This window comes from Streptomyces sp. NBC_00385, assembly GCF_035917155.1.
GTDB lineage: Bacteria > Actinomycetota > Actinomycetes > Streptomycetales > Streptomycetaceae > Streptomyces > Streptomyces poriferorum.
On sequence record NZ_CP107951.1, the window covers coordinates 6,477,352 to 6,492,902 of the forward strand.

Consider the following 15,551-nt stretch of genomic DNA (forward strand, 5'->3'; position numbering starts at 1 on the left):
CGGCAGGGCCGCCCGGTACTGTCGGCGGCGATGGACAAGACCTTGATCGTGACCAATGACTTCCCGCCCCGCCCCGGTGGCATCCAGGCGTTCCTGCACAACATGGCGCTCCGCCTGGACCCGGAACAGGTCGTCGTCTACGCCTCCACCTGGAAGCGCGGCGCCGAGGGTGCGGCGGCCACCGCCGCCTTCGACGCCGAGCAGCCCTTCACCGTGGTCCGCGACCGTACGACGATGCTGCTGCCGACCCCGCGGGTGACCCGGCGTGCCGTGGAGCTGCTGCGCACCCACGGCTGTTCCTCCGTCTGGTTCGGCGCCGCCGCCCCGCTCGGCCTCATGGCACCGGCGCTGCGCCGGGCCGGTGCCCGCAGGCTGGTCGCCACCACGCACGGGCACGAGGCCGGCTGGGCCCAGCTGCCCGCCTCCCGGCAGCTGCTGCGGCGGATCGGCGAGGGCACGGACACCCTCACCTACCTCGGCGAGTACACCCGCTCCCGGATCGCCGCCGCGCTCACCCCGGCCGCCGCCGCACGCATGGTCCAGCTGCCGCCCGGCGTCGACGAGAAGACCTTCCACCCGGACTCCGGCGGCGACCGCGTCAGGGCCCGGCTCGGGCTCACCGACCGGCCGGTCGTCGTCTGCGTGTCCCGGCTGGTGCCCCGCAAGGGCCAGGACACCCTGATCCTCGCGATGCCCGCGATCCTGGCCGAGGTGCCCGACGCCGTCCTGCTGATCGTCGGCGGCGGGCCGTACGCCGGTGAGCTGAAGAAGCTGGCGGCGGACACCGGGGTGCTGGACTCGGTGCGGTTCACCGGACCGGTGCCGTGGGAGGAACTGCCCGCGCACTACGGGGCCGGTGACGTCTTCGCGATGCCGTGCCGCACCCGGCGTGGCGGCCTCGACGTGGAGGGCCTCGGCATCGTCTACCTGGAGGCGTCCGCGACCGGGCTGCCGGTCGTGGCGGGCGACTCGGGCGGCGCCCCGGACTCCGTGCTCGACGGCGAGACGGGGTGGGTGGTGCGCGGCGGCTCGGCCGAGGAGTCGGCGGAGCGGATCGTCGCGCTGCTCGGTGACGCGGAGCTGCGCCGGCGGATGGGGGAGCGGGGCCGCGCCTGGGTCGAGGAGAAGTGGCGCTGGGACCTGCTGGCGGAGCGGCTCAGGGAACTGCTCTGAGCGACCGGGTACGCGGAAGGGGCTCGCGGAACGGGCCGACCGGGTACGCGGAAGGGGCCCGTCCTGCGGGCCCCTTCCGGTCGCACGGCATCAGCCGCGGTAGATCGACTCCACCTCGTCCGCGAAGTCCTTCGCCACCACGTTCCGCTTCAGCTTCAGCGACGGCGTGATGTGGCCCGCCTCCTCGGTGAACTGGGCGGCCAGGATGCGGAACTTGCGTACCGACTCGGCCTTGGACACCGCGGCATTGCCGTCGTCGATCGCGCGCTGCACCTCGGCCAGCAGCTCCGGGTCCTCACGCAGCGACAGGGCGGTCGAGCCGACGGGCTTGCCGTGCTCCTCGGCCCAGTGGCCCAGGAACTCCTCGTCCAGCGTCACCAGCGCGCCCACGAACGGGCGGCCGTCGCCGACGACCATGCACTCCGCGACCAGGGCGTGCCCGCGGATGCGGTCCTCGATGACGGCGGGAGCGACGTTCTTGCCGCCCGCCGTCACGATGATCTCCTTCTTGCGGCCGGTGATCGCGAGGTAGCCGTCCTCGTCGAGGGTGCCGATGTCGCCGGTGTGGAACCAGCCGTCGGCCAGCGCCTCGGCGGTCGCCGCCTCGTTGTTCCAGTAGCCGGAGAACAGGTGCTCGCCGTGCAGCAGCACCTCGCCGTCGTCGGCGATGCGTACGACGGAGCCGGGCAGCGGCTGGCCGACCGTACCGATCTTCTGGCGGTCCCACGGGTTGAAGGCGGTGGCCGCGCACGACTCCGTCAGGCCGTAGCCCTCCAGGACGGTGAAGCCGATGCCCCGGTAGAAGTGGCCGAGCCGCTCACCGAGCGGAGCGCCGCCGGAGATCGCGTGCTCACCGCGCCCGCCGAGTACGGCCCGCAGCTTGCTGTAGACCAGCCGGTCGAACACCTTGTGCTTGAACTTCAGGCCCACCGACGGCCCCTGCGGTGTGCCCAGCGCACGGCTGTAGGCGATCGCCGTGTTCGCGGCCCGGTCGAAGATCTTGCCCTTGCCGTCGGCCTGCGCCTTGGCCCGGGCCGAGTTGTAGACCTTCTCGAAGACCCGCGGCACCCCGAGGATCAGGGTCGGCCGGAACGCGGCCAGTTCATCGGTGAGGTTCTTGATGTCCGGTACGCAGCCGAGCTTGATCGGTGCCATCACGGAGGCGACCTCGACCAGCCGGCCGAAGACGTGCGCGGCGGGCAGGAAGAGCAGCACGGAGCACTCGCCGGTACGGAACAGCGGCTTCAGCCGCTCCACCACGTTGCCGCACTCCGCGAAGAAGCTGCGGTGCGTCAGCACACAGCCCTTGGGGCGGCCGGTGGTGCCCGAGGTGTACACGATCGTGGCCGGGTCGTCGGCCTTGGCGCTCATGCTGCGCAGGTCCACGGTCTCGTCGGAGACCTCCGCACCCGACACCGTCAGCTCGTCGACAGCGCCCTTGTCGATCTGCCACACATGGCGCAGCGCCGGCAGCCGGTCGCGTACCGAGGCCACGGCTTCCGCGTGGGCGTCGCTCTCCACCAGGACCGCGACGGCGCCCGAGTCGCCGAGGATCCACTGGACCTGCTCGGCGGAGCTCGTCTCGTACACCGGCACGGTGACGGCGCCCGCGCTCCAGATCGCGAAGTCCAGCAGCACCCACTCGTAGCGGGTGCGGGACATCAGGGCGACCCGGTCGCCGGGTTCGACACCGGCGGCGATCAGCCCCTTGGCTGCCGCTCTGACCTCGGCCAGGAACTGGGTGGCCGTCACGTCCGTCCAGACGCCGGCCACCTTGCGGCTCATCACCGCGACGTCGGCATGCTGAGCGGCATTGCGGCGGATGAGATCCGTCAGGTTGCCGTCCGAGGGGACCTCGTACAGGGCCGGAAGGCTGAACTCGCGCAAGACTGCTGCTCCTCATCGGGCTCCGGTGCCACGGCTCTGTGTGACGCACCGGCTGCGGTCCAAGATCGGGGGTGCTCAGTGGGGTGAGCACGACTGGACTGCCCGGACGTTACCCACCGGTACTCGGTTCCGGATAGGGGGTTCAGGCCAGATGTCTTATGCGTCACACATATCGGTGGTCCTCATCCGCACAGTAGTGCACCCCGCTCAACACTCGGAGGTAACCGCAGGTCCGGCCGCCTCTACCCACCTGGGCGCCCGGGTCCTAGGGTGATCGTCATGCGAGCAGGACCGAACAGCCGGAACGCGTCCGCCGGACGCCGCACCCGCGTCCACGTGGTCAGCGACGTACACGGCAACACCGAGGCACTGGCCCGCGCCGGGGACGGCGCCGACGCCCTCGTCTGCCTGGGTGACCTGGTGCTCTTCCTCGACTACGCGGACCACTCGCGCGGCATCTTCCCCGATCTCTTCGGCGTCGAGAACGCCCACCGGATCGTCGCCCTGCGCACCGAACGCCGTTTCGAGGAGGCCCGGGACTTCGGCCGGGAGCTGTGGGCGGGGCTGGACCGCAATGCCGCGATCGTCGCCGCCGTCCGGAAGCAGTACGCCGAGATGTTCGCGGCGCTGCCCACTCCGACGTACGCCACCTACGGCAACGTCGACATCCCGGGTCTGTGGCCGGAGTACGCGGGACCCGGTACCACCGTCCTGGACGGCGACCGCGTCGAGATCGGCGGCCGCGTCTTCGGCTTCGTCGGCGGCGGCCTGCAGACCCCGATGCGCACCCCGTACGAGATCAGCGACGAGGAGTACGCGGCCAAGATCGAGGCGGTCGGCCCGGTCGACGTGCTCTGCACCCACATCCCGCCCGAGGTCCCGGAGCTGACGTACGACACCGTGGCCCGCCGCTTCGAGCGCGGCAGCCGGGCCCTGCTCGACGCCATCCGCCGCACCCGCCCCCGCTACTCCCTGTTCGGCCACGTCCACCAGCCGCTGGCCCGCCGGATGCGGATCGGCGACACCGAGTGCGTGAACGTCGGCCACTTCGCCTCGACCGGCCGGCCCTGGGCGCTGGAATGGTGACCGCTCACCCCGCCCGAACCGGCCGGGCCCTGGAACGAGGCGCGGTGCTCACGCGATAGCCTTCTGGCGGCAGGCCTCTGCCGATCGACCGGTACACCGCACTGGAGGGCCACAGCGATGGCTGAACACACCAGCTCGAGCATCACGATCGAGGCGGCACCGGCCGACGTCATGGGTGTGATCGCCGACTTCGACCGCTATCCGGAATGGACCGGCGAGGTCAAGGAGGCCGAGGTACTCGGCACCGACGACCGCGGCCGCGCCGAGAAGGTCCGGCTCGTCCTGGACGCCGGAGCGATCAAGGACGACCACACCCTCGCCTACACCTGGATCGGCGACTACGAGGTCAGCTGGACCCTGGTCAAGTCCCAGATGCTGCGCGCCATCGACGGCTCGTACGCGCTCGCACCGCTCGGCGACGGCGACCGCACCGAGGTCACCTACCGGCTGACCGTGGACGTCAAGATCCCGATGCTCGGCATGATCAAGCGCAAGGCCGAGAAGGTCATCATCGACCGCGCCCTGGCCGGTCTCAAGAAGCGTGTCGAGTCCGTCCCGAAGGCCTGATCCGGTGCGTACGGTCCTGGTCACCGGCCTCGGCGGCGCCGGCCGTACCACCGTCGCGGCGGCCACCGCGCTGGCCGGGGCCCGCGGCGGCGCCCGCACCCTGCTGATCTCCGCCGACGCCATACCCGGCTTCCCGACGGCCACCGAACCCACCGGGGTCACCGACGGCCTGTGGTCCGTCCGGATCGACTCCGGCGCGCACTTCCGCAGCGAACTCCTCACGCTCCAGGACCAGTTGTCCGGCGTGCTCGACCTGCTCGGCGGCAACCGCATGGACGGCGAGGAGCTCACCGAACTTCCCGGCAGCGCCGAACTCGCCCTGCTGCACTCCCTGCGCCGCGCCGCGCAGGGCGACTGGTCCCGCGCCGGCTACGACCTCCTCGTCGTCGACCTGCCGCCGCTGCGCGAAGCCCTCGCCGTGCTGGCCCTTCCCGAACAGCTGCGCCGCTACCTGCGCCGGCTGCTGCCCCAGGAACGCCAGGCCGCCCGCGCCCTGCGCCCGATGCTCGCGCAGCTCGCCGGTGTGCCCATGCCCGCCCAGTGGCTGTACGAGGCCGCCGCCCGGCGTGACGCCGAGCTGGCCGGGGTCCAGGCGCTGATCGAGGACCGCACGACGACGCTCCGGCTGGTCGCCGAACCGGGCCCGGCCGCCGAGGACGCCCTGCACACCGCCCGCACCGGGCTCGCCCTGCACGGGCTGCGGGTCGACGCCCTGGTCGCCAACCGGGTGCTGCCGCGCCACTCGTCCGACCCCTGGTTCGCCGCGCTCTCCGCACAGCAGGACAAGTGCCTCGACCACTGGCACGAGGAGCGGCCCGCCGAGGCCCCGCTGCTGCGGCTGCCCCACCTCGGCCGCGATCCGCAGGGCCCCGGTGACCTCGCCGGTCTCGTGGACGACACGCCCGCGCTGCTCCCGGACAGCCGCGAGGGCGGGCGCGCCGAGGACGCCTGGTGGATCGAGGAGGCCGGAGCCCCCGAAGGGCAGGACGACGCCGACGGCATACTCGTCTGGTGCCTGCGCCTGCCCGGCGCCGTCAAGAAGGACCTCCAGCTGGTCCGGCGCGGCAGCGAACTGCTTCTCACCGTCGGCCCCTTCCACCGCATCGTGCCCCTGGAGTCCGCGCTGCGCCGCTGCACCGTCTCCGGCGCGGCCCTCACCGACGGGGTGCTGCGGGTCCGCTTCACACCGGATCCCGCACTGTGGCCGAGGACGGGCTGAACGGCGTACCACCGTTCGGGTACCGTCGTTGGTAGGGGTCCCGGATGCCGGGCCGCCGTCCCACCACGCCGCAGGAGTCCGCCATGAGCGAAGCCACCGATCGTCCCGTCGACGACGACGCGTGGGCGCAGGCCTGTGCCGAGGACCTCGCCGCCGAGAAGGCCCGCCGTCGCGCCGAGAACGGCCCGCCGCCCGGTTCCGCCGCCGAGGAGCTGCGCAAGCTGGTCGACGCCGTGGCCGACAAGCTCGGCTCCCTCCAGACACCCCTGCTCGGCGTGGCGGCCCAGGGTGCCGTGCAGCAGGTCATCAAGCAGGCGAAGTCCGCGGTCGAGCCCGTCATCGAACGTAATCCGGACGTTTTCGATCACATTGCCGCCGCCGGCAGCGAACTGCTGGCCGCCTACCGCTCGGCGGTCGAGGGACAGGAACGCCGCTGGACCCAGGGTGCGGGGGACCCCGCAGGCACGGAAACGAAGGCGGACGGCCCCACCGACCCGCGAGATGAGGGGCCCGGGGCCGGCGAGCACATCGACCTGGACTGACCGGCACCGACAGGACGGGGCCCGGCCTCGGGTACGGTTGCCCCAGCGGGGCTCGACCGAAACTGAGGGATTCATGGGACTCACCATCGGCGTCGATATCGGCGGCACGAAGATCGCAGCAGGAGTGGTGGACGAAGAGGGCCACATCCTCTCGACCTTCAAGGTGTCGACCCCGCCGACGGCTGAAGGCATCGTGGACGCCATCGCGGCGGCGGTGTCCGGCGCGAGCGACGGGCATCCGGTCGAGGCGGTCGGCATCGGCGCGGCCGGATACGTCGACGACAAGCGGGCCACGGTGCTGTTCGCGCCGAACATCAACTGGCGCCACGAGCCGCTGAAGGACAAGGTCGAGCAGCGCGTCGGCCTTCCGGTGGTCGTCGAGAACGACGCCAACGCGGCCGCCTGGGGCGAATACCGCTTCGGTGCCGGCCAGGGCCACGACGACGTCATCTGCATCACGCTGGGCACGGGCCTCGGCGGCGGCATCATCATCGGCAACAAGCTGCGCCGCGGACGCTTCGGCGTGGCCGCCGAGTTCGGCCACATCCGGGTCGTCCCGGACGGGCTGCTCTGCGGCTGCGGCAGCCAGGGCTGCTGGGAGCAGTACGCCTCCGGCCGCGCCCTCGTGCGGTACGCGAAGCAGCGCGCCAACGCCACCCCCGAGAACGCCACGATCCTGCTGGCGCTCGGCGACGGCACGGTCGAGGGCATCGAGGGCAAGCACATCAGCGAGGCCGCCCGGCAGGGCTGCCCGGTGGCCGTCGACTCGTTCCGCGAGCTGGCCCGCTGGGCCGGCGCCGGACTGGCCGACCTCGCCTCGCTCTTCGACCCGTCCGCCTTCATCGTCGGCGGCGGCGTCTCGGACGAGGGCGAACTGGTCCTCGACCCGATCCGCAAGTCGTTCCGACGCTGGCTCATCGGCGGCGAATGGCGCCCGCACGCCCAGGTTCTCGCGGCCCAACTGGGCGGCAAGGCCGGACTCGTGGGCGCGGCGGACCTGGCCCGGCAGGGCTGATCCGACCCGGCACCACGGATATGACGGACGCCCGCCGCGCCCCTCTCGGGGAGCGGCGGGCGTCCGTCGTATCGTGACCGGCATGGCCATGATGTCGCTGCCCGACTCCCGCACCGAGCAGGACGGCTCGGCCGTCGTCAGAGTGCTCAGTTACAACATCCGGTCGATGCGCGACGACTTCGAGGCCCTGGTCCGCGTCATCCGCGCCTGCGCACCGGATCTGGTCCTCATCCAGGAGGCCCCGCGCTTCTTCCGCTGGCGCAAGGCCGCCGCCCGGCTGGCAGCCCGCACCGACCTGGTGGTCCTCGGTGGCGGTGGCACCGCGGCCGGCCCCCTGCTGCTCTGCTCGCTGCGCGCCACGGTGGAACGCACCGAGGACATCCTGCTGCCCCTCACCCCGGGACTGCACCGCAGGGGCTTCGCCACCGCGGTGGTCCGGATCGCCGGCACCAGGATCGGGGTGCTGAGCTGCCATCTGAGCCTCGACCGCACGGAACGCCTCGCCCAGGCCGGGCGCCTGCTGGAGACGGTGGACGCGATGGGCGTGGAGCACGTGGTCGTCGCCGGTGACCTCAACGACGTACCGAGCGGGCGGGCCTTCCGGCTGCTCGCCGGCCGCTTCCAGGACTGCTGGGCCCTGCGGCCCCGGGGCGGCGAGTACACCTTCCCGCCGCACGACCCGCACAAGCGGCTCGATGCCGTCTTCGCGACCGGCGGCATCGAGGTGCTCGGCTGCGGGGTCCCGACGGGACTGCCCGGGGTGTGGCCGCCCGACCTGCTGGCGGCCACCGACCACCTGCCGGTGCTGGCCGCGCTGCGGGTGCCGGCGGGGCCCGTGGGCGGGCGGCAGAGGGGGCTTTGACCTTGCCCCTGTCCTTGGGCGCGGGGTTCCGTCCTCAAGCGCCGGACGGGCTTGAATTGCGCGGGTGCTCCGCCGTGTACGGGGTGCGCCTCTGTCCGGTGGGTGAGGGACCCCACCCGGCATCATTCGCGTCTGCACGCCGGCGATGCGACTGTCGCAGACGCGAGACGGCCGGTCCGGGGCCGTGCAGGGGAGTCCCCGCAGGACGACGCACATCGACCCGGGTCCTTCGCGTACCGGCGGAACGTGCGGCGTCCGAGGAGATCTCCCCGGAGGGGCCTCGGACCCCCACCACCGGCATGGGCGCACCCGCACCCCGCGGAGCGACCCGCACCACATCAAGCCCGTCCGGCGCTTGAGGACGGAACCCTCAGCGCCGGACCGGGGCAAGGTAAAGGCCCCCTGCCGCCCGCCCAAGGGCCCCGCTCAGACCACCGCGCCGCGGCCGGGGTCGTCCCCGTCCTCGTCGTCGTGCTCCATCCGCGCCACCAGCGTCGCGAAACCGCCCAGGAAGCCGCCGACGCAGACCGTGGTCAGCCACCAGGTCATCTCCCACTGGAGCAGCACCGCCAGCAGCAGCAGGACGGGGCCGCCGATCACCGCGAGCCAGGCGAACTTCGCCGTGACGTCGGCCTCCGGCAGCGGCGGCGGCTCCGGCGGCACGAAGTGCCCCTCGCCGCTGTCGTCATCGTCGTCGATGTCGCCCTCGGCGGGCTCCGCCGGCTCGTAGTCGCGCGGGCCGCCGACCCCCGGGGCGAAGACCACCGAGCTGCCGAGCGGCTTCTCCGGCGGCTTGGGCCGGCTCTTCCCGAGGCCCTTGTCCGGGTCCGGGGCGACGGCGTCCTCCTCCGGGAGCGCGAGGTCCTCGACGGACCGGAAGGGCCTGGCGCCCGGCGGGTCCGGCGGCTCCTCCCCGTACCCCTCGACGATCGCCTTCCAGACAGCGTCCTCGTCGACCGGGCGTTCGCCCTCCGCGCCGTTGGGCGCGGGCAGGTTCTCCGGCGCCGGCGCACCGCCGCCCTCCTCGTCGGGGACGGCCGTCCCTCCGGCGGGGAGGGGCTCGCGCTCCTCCTCGCTGCCTGTGCGCTCCGCGTCGTGCTCAGCCACCGGACGTGCTCCCCTTCATTCCGACGCTCGGAGCGAGGCGGCCGATGAACGAGTAGCTCTCGTCGAAGATCCGCTCCGCATCGTGGTCCAACGTCGCAACGTGGTAGCTCTGTTCCAGCAGGATCTCCTCGACGTCCGTCGAGGACACCCGGCTCAGGATCCGGGCGGTGTCGGCCGGCGGTACGACATGGTCCTGCGGGCTGTGCAGCAGCAGGACCGGCTGCGTCACCTGGGGCAGTTCGGCGTCGACCAGCCGGAAGAACTTTCGCAGTGAGTGCGCCGCGTGCAGCGGCACGCGCTCGTAGCCCACCTCGCGCGAACCCTCCAGGGCGATGTCGCCCACCAGCCCCTTCGTCGTCGGCACCAGGTGGCGGACGACCGGAAGGGCGTGTGCCGCCAGGCCGTGGACCTTGTTGCCCGGGTTGACCAGCACGAGGCCCCGGACGGCGTCGCCGTGCTTCGCCGCGAGCCGCAGGGACAGCGCGCCACCCATGGAGAGCCCGAACACGAAGACCTGCTCGCACCGCTCCAGCAGTGCCCGCAGCTCGCGGTCCACCTCCGCGTACCAGTCCTGCCAGCCGGTGACCTGCATGTCCTCCCAGCGCGTGCCGTGCCCGGGCAGCAGCGGCAGCGAGACCGTGAGCCCGCGCTCCGCCAGATAGTCGGCCCAGGGGCGCAGCGACTGCGGGGAGCCGGTGAATCCGTGGCAGAGAAGGACGCCGACCTCTCCGCCCTCGTGGCGGAACGGCTCGGCTCCAGGAAGGACCGGCACCGGGGTCTCCTGTTCGTGAGGCTCGAAGGGGAGCGAAAGGGGGGAGCGCAGAAGGATTACTTCACCGTACGCGACCGGACCGACACCGACCAGGGCCGTCACCGGCCGGGGCCGGGGACACCCCGCCCGTGCCGGGCGGGAGCCGGGGCGGTCGCATGCCTTAAGGTCTGTCGGACAGCACACAGGAGGCACCCGAGTTGATCTACGGCGCTATGAAGTTCTCCATCGGCGGGTCTCTGAAGCTCGCCTTCAGGCCGTGGGTGGAGGGCCTGGAGAACATCCCCGCGCAGGGGCCCGCGATCCTCGCCAGCAACCATCTGTCGTTCTCCGACTCCTTCTTCCTGCCCGCTGTCCTGGACCGCAAGGTCACCTTCATCGCCAAGTCCGAGTACTTCACCGCGCCCGGGGTCAAGGGAAAGCTCACCGCCGCCTTCTTCAAGGGCGTCGGACAGCTCCCGGTGGACCGCTCGGGCGCCCGCGGGGCCGGTGAGGCGGCGATCAAGGCCGGTATCGAGGTCATCGAGAGCGGCGGCCTGTTCGGCATCTACCCGGAGGGCACCCGGTCGCCCGACGGCCGCCTCTACCGGGGCAAGCCCGGCGGCCTCGCCCGGGTGGCGCTCGCCACCGGCGCGCCGGTCATCCCCGTCGCGATGATCGACACGGAGAAGATCCAGCCGCCCGGCCAGGTGATGCCGAAGCTGATGCGTCCGGGGATCAGGATCGGCAAGCCGCTCGACTTCAGCCGCTACCACGGCATGGAGGGCGACCGCTTCATCCTCCGCTCGGTCACCGACGAGGTGATGTACGAGATCATGAAGCTCTCCGGCCAGGAGTACGTCGACATCTACGCGACCGCCGCGAAGCGGCAGCTCGCCGACGAGGCGAAGCGACGGGCCGAGGCCACGAAGAAGGCGTCATCGGGCGCGGAAGCGGACCGCGACGACGCCTGAGGGCGCGGTGGTCCGCCGGGGGCGGGGGAGAACAGCATGGCCAAGCGTGTACGTGTGGTGCGGATGTCGGTCGAGCAGCCGCTGTGGCGTGCCCTGACCGCGTACCGCATCCTGACGATGCTCTACGCGATCCTGCTCGCCGTCTTCGGGCGAGAGAAGTACGACCGGCCGTGGGTGGCCATCGCCTTCCTGGCCGTCATGACCGTCTGGACGCTCGCCACCCTGCCGAAGGTCGCGGGCGCCGCGGCCTGCACCAAGCGCTTCCTGGGCGCGGACCTCACCCTCGCGCTCGTCGGCATCCTCGTCACCCCGCTCGCCGACTTCCAGGCCCAGCACGTCGACGGCCCGACGCTGCCGTCCATCTGGACCGCCGGATCCGTCCTGGCCTTCGCGATCAAGGGCGGCTGGCGATGGGCGGCGTTCGCCTCCACCTTCGTCGCCGTCGCCAACCTGATCGAGCGCGCCGAACCCAGCCGCGACACCCTGCACAACGTCCTGCTGGTCTGGGTCGCCTCCATCGCCATCGGGTACGTCGTCGAGGTCGCCCGCGCCAGTGAACGCACCCTCGCCCGCGCCCTGGAGATCGAGGCCGCGACCCGGGAGCGGGAGCGTCTCGCCCGCGACATCCACGACAGCGTGCTCCAGGTCCTCGCCATGGTGCAGCGCCGGGGCACGGCGATCGGCGGCGAGGCCGCCGAACTGGGCCGGATGGCCGGGGAGCAGGAGGTCGCCCTGCGCACCTTGGTCTCCAGCGGCCTGGTGCCCCCCACCCGGGTCTCCGAGGACGCGGCCGAGGGCGCCGTCGTGCGGACCGTCGAGACGGACGACGACGAGACCGCGGCCCCGGCCGAGACCGATCTGCGGGCCCTGCTCGCCCCGCACGCCGGATCCCGGGTCACCTTCGCGGAGCCCGGCGCACCGGTGCTGCTCACGCCCGCGGCGGCCGGGGAACTGGCGGCGGCCGTCAGCGCGGCCCTGGACAATGTCCGGGTGCACGCGGGGGAGAGCGCCCAGGCGTGGATCCTGGTCGAGGACTGGCCGGACGAGGTGATCGTCACGGTCCGGGACGACGGACCGGGCATCCCGGAGGGCCGGCTCGCCCAGGCCGAGGGGGAAGGACGCCTCGGCGTCGCCCTGTCGATCCGCGGGCGGCTGCGCGATCTGGGCGGCACGGCCGAGCTGATCTCCGTACCCGGTCAGGGCACCGAGGTCGAACTGAAGGTTCCGAAGGTTTCACGGGGGAAGGCGGGTTCGGTCCGATGAGCGGAGCACACGAAGAAGGCGCAGGGCAGCAGCGGCCCATCAGAGTGATGGTCGTCGACGACCATCCGATGTGGCGCGACGCCGTCGCCCGCGACCTGGCGGAGTCGGGCTTCGACGTGGTGGCGACCGCGGGCGACGGCCCGCAGGCCGTCCGCCGGGCCGGCGCCGTCACCCCCGACGTCCTGGTCCTCGACCTCAACCTGCCCGGGATGCCGGGCGTCCAGGTCTGCAAGGAACTCGTCGGATCCCAGCCCGGACTGCGCGTCCTGGTGCTCTCCGCGAGCGGCGAGCACGCCGACGTGCTGGAAGCGGTCAAGTCGGGCGCCACCGGCTATCTGCTGAAGTCGGCGAGCACCCAGGAGCTGACCGACGCGGTCCGCTCCACCGCCGTGGGCGACCCGGTCTTCACCCCCGGCCTGGCCGGACTCGTCCTGGGCGAGTACCGCAGACTGGCCTCCGAACCCGCACCCGCCGCGTCGAACGAGCCGAAGGCCCCGGAGCTCACGGACCGGGAGACCGAGGTACTGCGGCTGGTGGCCAAGGGGCTCTCGTACAAGCAGATCGCCGAGCGGCTGGTCATCTCGCACCGCACCGTCCAGAACCATGTGCAGAACACCCTGGGCAAGCTCCAGCTCCACAACAGGGTGGAGCTCGTGCGGTACGCCATCGAACGCGGCCTCGACGACGTCTGAGATCAACACCCGCACATTGCGCGGGAATTGACCGTCCGACCCATCCCGCTGTGACCTGGATCACCCCTAGACTGTCCGGCACATGGGGGGCGGCGTCGCGGGGCTGGGCACGCACATCTGCGGCGTTGTCGTCAATCACCAGGGCTCCGCCATGGCTCAATCCTCCGCCTTGCAGCTGCACGCACCCAGCCCCGCTCCTTCTTCCGCCCCCCCATGTGCCGGACAGTCTTGGCGTGGAGCTGAGTGAGCTCACTTCGGCGAAGGGATGCTTCATGCGGGTCGGAGTACTGACCGGGGGCGGCGACTGCCCCGGGCTCAACGCGGTCATCCGTGCCATCGTCCGCAAGGGCGTGCAGGAGTACGACTACGACTTCATCGGCTTCCGGGACGGCTGGCGCGGAGCGCTGGAGGGAGAGACGGTCCCGCTCTCCATCCCGGCCGTGCGCGGCATCCTGCCGCGCGGCGGCACCATCATCGGATCCTCGCGCACCAACCCGCTCAATGCCGAGCACGGTGTCCGCCGGGTGCGGGAGACCCTCGCCAAGCACGAGGTCGACGCACTCGTCACGATCGGCGGCGAGGACACCCTCGGTGTGGCGGCCACCCTGTCCGACACGTACGGCGTCCCCTGCGTCGGCGTACCCAAGACCATCGACAACGACCTGTCCGCCACCGACTACACCTTCGGCTTCGACACCGCCGTCAACATCGCGACCGAGGCCATCGACCGGCTGCACACCACGGCCGAATCCCATATGCGGGTCCTCGTCGTCGAGGTGATGGGCCGCCACGCGGGCTGGATCGCCCTCCACTCGGGGCTGGCCGGCGGCGCCAACGTCATCCTCATCCCGGAACAGCGCTTCGACATCGATCAGGTCTGTGCCTGGGTGACCTTCCGCTTCCGGGCGAGCTACGCACCGATCGTCGTGGTCGCCGAAGGGGCGGCGCCCGCCCGGGGGGAGATGGTCCTCAAGGACGGTTCGCACGACTCCTTCGGCCATGTCCGCCTCTCCGGGGTGGGCGAGTGGCTGGCCAAGGAGATCGAGAGCCGCACCGGCAAGGAGGCCAGGACCACCGTGCTCGGCCATGTCCAGCGCGGCGGAACCCCCAGCGCCTTCGACCGCTGGCTGGCCACCCGCTTCGGGCTGCACGCCATCGAAGCCGTGCGCGACGGCGACTTCGGGAAGATGGTCGCCCTGCGCGGCACGGACATCGTGCGGGTGCCGATAGCGGAGGCCACCGCCCGCCTCAAGACGGTCGACCCGGCCCTCTACGCGGAGGTGGGCGTCTTCTTCGGCTGAGCGGCGAGCCGGAGGGACGGGCCGTATATTCGCGATGACCGGCCCCGCGGGGCCCGCTCCCGGAGCGGGCCCCGCACCCAGCCCGCATCCGTCACGGGAGACGTCGTGGAAATCCTGGCCTTCGGTGTGCAGTCCGACGAGAAGCCTCTGATCGAGAAGGCGTTCGCCGGGAAGCACGAGGTGCGCTGCCTGGACGTCTTCCTGAACCGGGACACCGCACCCATCGCGGCGGGCTACGAGGTCATCTCCACCAGCGTCAACGCCGACCTGGGCGGCAAGGTCCTGCAGACCCTCGCGGCCGGCGGCACCCAGATGATCGCCCAGCGCTCCACCGGCTTCAACAACATCGATCTGGACGTCGCCGAGCGCCTCGCCCTGAGGGTCTCCCGGGTCTCCTGGTACTCGCCCTACTCGGTCGCCGAGTTCGCCTGGACCCTCGCCATGGCGGTCAACCGCCGCGTCGTCCGCGCCACGATCCGCACCCGGGACTTCGACTTCCGCCTCGACGGTCTCCTCGGCCGGGACATGCACGGCCGCACGGCCGGCATCATCGGCACCGGCAAGATCGGCGAGGCGTTCACCCGTATCGCCCATGGCTTCGGCATGAATCTGCTCGGCTGGGACGTCGCCGAGAACCCGGCCTGCGTCGAGCTCGGCATGCGCTACGTCGACAAGGAACAGCTCCTCGCCGAGTCCGACCTGATCAGCCTGCACGTCCCCCTGCTGCCCGCGACCCACCACATCATCGGCAAGGACGCCCTGGCCCGCATGAAGCACGACGCGATCCTGGTCAACTCCAGCCGCGGCGGACTCATCGACACCGAGGCCCTGGTCGAGGAGTTGCGGGCGGGCCGGCTTCTGGGGGTCGGACTCGACGTGTACGAGGCGGAGGCCGGGCTCTTCTTCCTCGACAAGTCCCTGGAGGGCGTCGACGACGACACCCTGGCCCGGCTCGTCACCTTCCCGAACGTCCTCGTGACCTCGCACCAGGCGTACTACACCGAGGACGCCCTGGGCCAGATCATCGCGGCCACCGTCCAGAACGTCGACGACTACCTGGCCGGCCGCCGCAGCGAGAACGTCCTGGTCCCCGCACCGCCCGGACCCTGAGAAGT

15 protein-coding genes are annotated in these 15,551 nt (G+C 71.8%); 12 read left to right on the forward strand and 3 right to left on the reverse strand.

Features of this window, described 5'->3' with window-relative positions; translation table 11 throughout:
* Positions 1–30 precede the first annotated feature (30 nt).
* A complete protein-coding gene (locus OG959_RS28905) occupies positions 31–1,173 on the forward strand; it encodes a glycosyltransferase family 4 protein (RefSeq protein WP_326663172.1) in 1,143 nt (380 codons plus the stop codon).
* Positions 1,174–1,263: 90 nt separating this feature from the next.
* On the opposite strand, the gene OG959_RS28910 is transcribed toward OG959_RS28905, so the two are convergent.
* On the reverse strand, positions 1,264–3,060 hold the full coding sequence (locus OG959_RS28910; protein ID WP_326663173.1) for an AMP-dependent synthetase/ligase: 1,797 nt from the start codon (positions 3,058–3,060) through the stop codon (positions 1,264–1,266).
* Between the two features lie 279 nt (positions 3,061–3,339).
* Here OG959_RS28910 and OG959_RS28915 point away from each other — a divergent pair, with 279 nt between their 5' ends.
* The 6 genes from OG959_RS28915 (at position 3,340) to OG959_RS28940 (ending at position 8,351) form a co-directional block, all read left to right on the forward strand.
* Positions 3,340–4,146 carry a metallophosphoesterase family protein gene (locus OG959_RS28915; protein ID WP_326663174.1) on the forward strand — a complete coding sequence of 269 codons (807 nt, stop codon included), beginning with the start codon at positions 3,340–3,342 and terminating at the stop codon, positions 4,144–4,146.
* 117 nt (positions 4,147–4,263) lie between these two features.
* Positions 4,264–4,713, forward strand: a complete 450-nt coding sequence (locus OG959_RS28920) for an SRPBCC family protein (protein WP_148017697.1) — start codon at positions 4,264–4,266, stop codon at positions 4,711–4,713.
* A 4-nt stretch (positions 4,714–4,717) separates the two neighbouring features.
* Complete coding sequence (locus OG959_RS28925) at positions 4,718–5,932, forward strand: ArsA family ATPase (protein WP_326663175.1); 1,215 nt, start codon at positions 4,718–4,720, stop codon at positions 5,930–5,932.
* Positions 5,933–6,015: 83 nt separating this feature from the next.
* Positions 6,016–6,474 (forward strand): DUF5304 domain-containing protein, encoded by a 459-nt coding sequence (locus OG959_RS28930; RefSeq protein ID WP_326663177.1) that lies wholly within the window; start codon positions 6,016–6,018, stop codon positions 6,472–6,474.
* 73 nt (positions 6,475–6,547) lie between these two features.
* A complete protein-coding gene (locus tag OG959_RS28935) occupies positions 6,548–7,489 on the forward strand; it encodes an ROK family glucokinase (protein ID WP_148017700.1) in 942 nt (313 codons plus the stop codon).
* Positions 7,490–7,571: 82 nt separating this feature from the next.
* The gene (locus OG959_RS28940) at positions 7,572–8,351 is read left to right on the forward strand and encodes an endonuclease/exonuclease/phosphatase family protein (RefSeq protein WP_326663180.1); all 780 of its coding nucleotides are present in this window, start codon (positions 7,572–7,574) and stop codon (positions 8,349–8,351) included.
* Positions 8,352–8,777: 426 nt separating this feature from the next.
* On the opposite strand, the gene OG959_RS28945 is transcribed toward OG959_RS28940, so the two are convergent.
* Entirely contained in the window at positions 8,778–9,458 is a 681-nt protein-coding gene (locus tag OG959_RS28945; protein ID WP_326663182.1) for a hypothetical protein, read from the reverse strand.
* Complete coding sequence (locus tag OG959_RS28950) at positions 9,451–10,230, reverse strand: alpha/beta hydrolase (RefSeq protein ID WP_326663183.1); 780 nt, start codon at positions 10,228–10,230, stop codon at positions 9,451–9,453. The genes OG959_RS28945 and OG959_RS28950 overlap by 8 nt, the downstream gene beginning before the upstream one ends.
* 197 nt (positions 10,231–10,427) lie before the next feature.
* Between OG959_RS28950 and OG959_RS28955 the strand changes: the two genes are divergently transcribed.
* The 5 genes from OG959_RS28955 to OG959_RS28975 all read left to right on the forward strand — a co-directional run bounded on the left by OG959_RS28955 (position 10,428) and on the right by OG959_RS28975 (position 15,546).
* Positions 10,428–11,180 (forward strand): lysophospholipid acyltransferase family protein, encoded by a 753-nt coding sequence (locus OG959_RS28955; RefSeq protein ID WP_326663185.1) that lies wholly within the window; start codon positions 10,428–10,430, stop codon positions 11,178–11,180.
* A gap of 36 nt (positions 11,181–11,216) precedes the next feature.
* Entirely contained in the window at positions 11,217–12,443 is a 1,227-nt protein-coding gene (gene macS, locus OG959_RS28960; RefSeq protein WP_326663187.1) for a MacS family sensor histidine kinase, read from the forward strand.
* The gene (locus OG959_RS28965; protein WP_326663191.1) at positions 12,440–13,135 is read left to right on the forward strand and encodes a response regulator transcription factor; all 696 of its coding nucleotides are present in this window, start codon (positions 12,440–12,442) and stop codon (positions 13,133–13,135) included. Before macS ends, OG959_RS28965 begins: the two co-directional genes overlap by 4 nt.
* Positions 13,136–13,407: 272 nt before the next feature.
* The gene (locus OG959_RS28970) at positions 13,408–14,436 is read left to right on the forward strand and encodes a 6-phosphofructokinase (RefSeq protein ID WP_326666667.1); all 1,029 of its coding nucleotides are present in this window, start codon (positions 13,408–13,410) and stop codon (positions 14,434–14,436) included.
* Positions 14,437–14,541: 105 nt separating this feature from the next.
* On the forward strand, positions 14,542–15,546 hold the full coding sequence (locus OG959_RS28975) for a 2-hydroxyacid dehydrogenase (RefSeq protein ID WP_326663192.1): 1,005 nt from the start codon (positions 14,542–14,544) through the stop codon (positions 15,544–15,546).
* Positions 15,547–15,551 lie beyond the last annotated feature (5 nt).